3 protein-coding genes are annotated in these 3,866 nt (G+C 38.9%); 2 read left to right on the top strand and 1 reads right to left on the bottom strand.

The window, feature by feature from the left end; genetic code table 11:
• Nucleotides 1–172 precede the first annotated feature (172 nt).
• A complete protein-coding gene (locus V7266_RS11365; protein WP_335468002.1) occupies nucleotides 173–1,342 on the top strand; it encodes an ROK family protein in 1,170 nt (389 codons plus the stop codon).
• Nucleotides 1,343–1,559: 217 nt separating this feature from the next.
• Here V7266_RS11365 and V7266_RS11360 read toward each other — a convergent pair whose 3' ends face one another.
• Nucleotides 1,560–2,549, bottom strand: a complete 990-nt coding sequence (locus V7266_RS11360; protein WP_335468001.1) for a glycoside hydrolase family 43 protein — start codon at nucleotides 2,547–2,549, stop codon at nucleotides 1,560–1,562.
• A 335-nt stretch (nucleotides 2,550–2,884) separates the two neighbouring features.
• Here V7266_RS11360 and V7266_RS11355 point away from each other — a divergent pair.
• The coding region (locus tag V7266_RS11355; RefSeq protein ID WP_335468000.1) for an aldo/keto reductase at nucleotides 2,885–3,866 on the top strand (982 nt) is incomplete at its 3' end.

Here is a 3,866-nt window from a genome sequence, read left to right as displayed (position 1 = left end):
ACTTAGTTTGTCCGCTGGATAAACTAACTTGTGTGTTTATACTAACACATCTATTTTAATTGAACAATATATAAATAAATAAATTTTTACGATATAATAAAAGAATAATCAAAATAAAGAAAATCGGTAGTTAGATTAATAGGATAAACAAATAAAGAGATGAGGAGAATAAGTGAAACTAGCAGATCTAAACGAAAGTAAAATGCATAGTCAAAAAGTTATTCTGAGCACCATTATAAAACACTACCCAATCTCCAGGGCAAAACTCTCGGAATTAACGAATTTGAACAAAGCAACCGTTTCTTTGCAAACGAATACATTAATCGAAAAACATCTTGTTTCCGAAATTGGGGAGGGAGTGTCGAACGGGGGCCGAAAACCTATTTTGTTAATTTTTAATAAAAATGCCGGCTATTCTATCGGAGTTGAACTTGCTGCCAATTATGTTCAAACGATTTTAATTGATTTAGAGGGGAATACGCTTTTCTCTGACTACTTTGAATTTGCAAACGAGTCAATGGAAGCGCTTCAATCGACGTTAGTTGATAGAATTAGGTTAGTGAGGGATCGAGTACCGGAATCTCCATATGGCATTATTGGTATCGGGGTAGGGGTTCATGGATTTGTGAATGAGAATCAAATGGCCGTATATACTCCCCATTCAGATTGGGACAAAGTTAACATAAAGAGGTTGCTAAAAGAACATTTTAACGTTCCTGTTTTTATGGATAATGAAGCAAATGCCGGAGCATTTGGGGAGAAATTGTATGGTGCTATAAATAATTCCGATAACAGCATTTATATAAGCGTAGGAACTGGTATTGGTCTGGCGATCATGTTCAATAACCAGCTTTACCGGGGATCGGATGGGGTTTCAGGAGAAATGGGGCATATGACCATTGAATTCAATGGAAAAAAATGCCGCTGCGGAAACCAAGGATGTTGGGAACAGTATGCATCTGAACGTGCATTTTTTACTAATTTTTCCAGAATAAAAAATGGAAGGGAACTGACACTTGAAAAGGCCAATAAGATGATTCAGGAAAACGATGGGGATATATTGATGGAAATAGAAAAATTTGGGTATTATTTTGGAGTTGGTTTAACGAACTTGATTAATACGTTTAACCCTGACACGATTGTCTTGAGAAGTAACTTGATTGAGGCTAATCCCATCATATTAAAGTCGATAAAGAAGGCGGTTTCAAATAGGATATCTAGGTATATACCACTAAAAAGTGAGATTTTTATCTCCCAGCTCAGCAGAAATGCCGCCGTCCTCGGAGCTGCTTCGTTTATGATAAAAAAATTCCTTGAGGATTCCAAGATGGTTAATGAATAATGGATGGATTTGAGACCAGTTATAAAACCAACTATAAAATGTATTCGGAATTAAACATAGTTTGGGAGCGAAATAGTGGGGAACGGTTGGGAAAATGAAGTTCCGTTTTATGAAGGGGGCTGCCTGCTTTCAGGCAGCAGTCTTAGTAAAAAAGACCTTGGAGGCTAATAAGCCCGATTCAAGGTCTTTTTTTATGCATATATCGACTTTACAACGCTCAGTTTGAGTAGGGATCGATGGTTTGAATCGTTCCGTCCTCATTGTATTTTAGTTCAGTATATTTTACACATCGTTTGTGGTCAACTCCCTCAGACAGGGAACAGTCATGATAAAATAAATACCATTTATCCTCAAACTGAACAATCGAATGATGCGTGGTCCAGCCGATGACAGGGGTCAGGATTTTCCCTTTGAAAACATATGGACCTAGAGGATTTTCGCTGATTCCATAAACAATGCAGTGGGTCGTACCAGTGGAGTAAGAAAGATAATATTTTCCATTGTATTTATGGACCCATGGGCCCTCAAAATATCTTCTTTCCTCATCCCCTGCAAGAATTGGCTTACCGTTCTCGTCTACAATTGATATTTCTTGCGGTTTGTCCTTAAAACTAAGCATGTCCTCAGTTAATTCTGCTGCTATGGGTCCTAACGCCGGTTGTGACGGATCAGGCCCCTCCGCATCAGGATTAAATGTACCTGACTGCCATTTCTCTAATTGTCCACCCCAAAGCCCGCCAAAATACATATAAGCTCGGTTGTCTTCATCCACAAAAACGGCGGGGTCAATACTAAAACTTCCAGGAATGTAATTTTCTTCAGCTTTGAAAGGCCCGGCAGGTTTCGAACTAGTCGCAACACCGATTCGAAAAATACCATCCTTATCTCTAGCTGGAAAAAATAAATAATACTGGTTATTTTTAAAAGCAGCATCTGGTGCCCACATCTGTTTACTAGCCCAACGTACATCTCGAACGTGAAGTGCTTCGCCATTGTCTATACATGGAGAATTGAAATTATCTATCGACAAGATATGATAATCTTCCATCGCATATTGATCACCAGTACCATCATCAATAGTAGTTCCATTATGTTCAATATCATGGGAAGGATAAATATAAAGCTTCCCTTCAAATACATGTGCAGAAGGATCTGCCGTATAAATATGTTCAACCAAAGGTTCATTTGGTTTTACGAGTTTTTCCATGTTCTACTCTCCTATTAATTACGTATTTTAAATGGTTCATAAATATCATGCGTGCAAACATCACAATCATCCATATTATCATGTCCGGGGATGAACGTTAGCATGTATCTCAAAAGATGCAAAATAGATATTCTGATTAGGTATGCTTTGGTCAAATTGACAATCGACCTTTCTTTCGTATACATTGGTTAACGATAATTTGTTTGAAGTAACTGCAATCAAGAAATTGCTATGATAAAACATCGTGCAGTAAGCCTGAACAGGTAAAATTTCTTGGATTGGCTGGATTACATACGATCATTTGGGGTTAAAAGGAAAGATAAAGGAGTGTTGATATGAATTATCGTGAATTAGGAAATACAGGCATAAAAGTTAGTGAGGTAAGCTTTGGAACATGGGCGATCGGAGGTGCATGGGGGAAGACAAGCGACGAAGAAGCACTAAGATCATTACAGTACGCGATGGAACAGGGTGTGAACTTCTTTGATACAGCTGATGTATATGGCAACGGCCATAGCGAAGAGCTTTTGGCCAAGGCGACGAAGGGGAAGGAAGATCAGATTTATATTGCAACAAAGTTTTGCCGTCAGGGCGACATTTCGGACCCGCAAAATTACAGCTATGAAAAAGTCAGCGCTTATTGTGAAGATAGCATACGCCGTTTGAATCGGGAAGCCATTGATTTATATCAGATTCACTGCCCGGCTACAGAGATATTAAAGGATGGCAAAGTATTTGAGGTACTTGACCGGCTGCAGCGCGAGGGGAAAATCCGCCATTACGGGGTTAGCGTGGAATCAACAGAGGAAGGTCTTATTTGTTTAAACTATCCAAATGTGAAGAGTCTGCAAATTATATTTAATATTTTTCGCCAGAAGCCATTAGAACAATTAATACCAGAGGCCTATCAAAAAGGCGTTGGCCTCCTTGTAAGATTACCGCTGGCGAGCGGACTATTGACAGGGAAATTCACACCAGTCCATGTCTTTGAAGAGGACGACCATCGCCGTTTTAATGAACATGGAGAGGCATTTAATGTAGGGGAAACGTTTGCCGGATTGGGATTCCAAAAGGGTGTAGAATTAGCTGATCAATTAAATTGGATGGCAGAAGGCAGGCCTTCTATGGCCAGTGCCGCCCTTCGATGGATTCTCGACTGTAAAGAAATCACATGTATTATTCCTGGTTTTAAAAATGTAAACCAAGTCGAGCAAAATCTAGCAGTATTGGATACAAAACCTTTCTACGAAGAAGAAATGCAAAATCTTCAGCATTTTTATCATGAAAAGGTAAAAGATTTTATAAGAGGACCTTATT

This window comes from Neobacillus drentensis (genome assembly GCF_036965645.1).
In the GTDB taxonomy this organism is placed as follows: Bacteria; Bacillota; Bacilli; order Bacillales; family Cytobacillaceae; genus Neobacillus; species Neobacillus drentensis_D.
Note: the sequence above shows the minus strand (reverse complement) of the source record. Positions and strands in the feature narration are given on the sequence as shown.

Coding starts and splice junctions, on each gene's coding strand:
- V7266_RS11360 (WP_335468001.1), bottom strand. CDS start 2,549: ATGGAAAAACTCGTAAAACCAAATGAACCTTTGGTTGAACATATTTAT.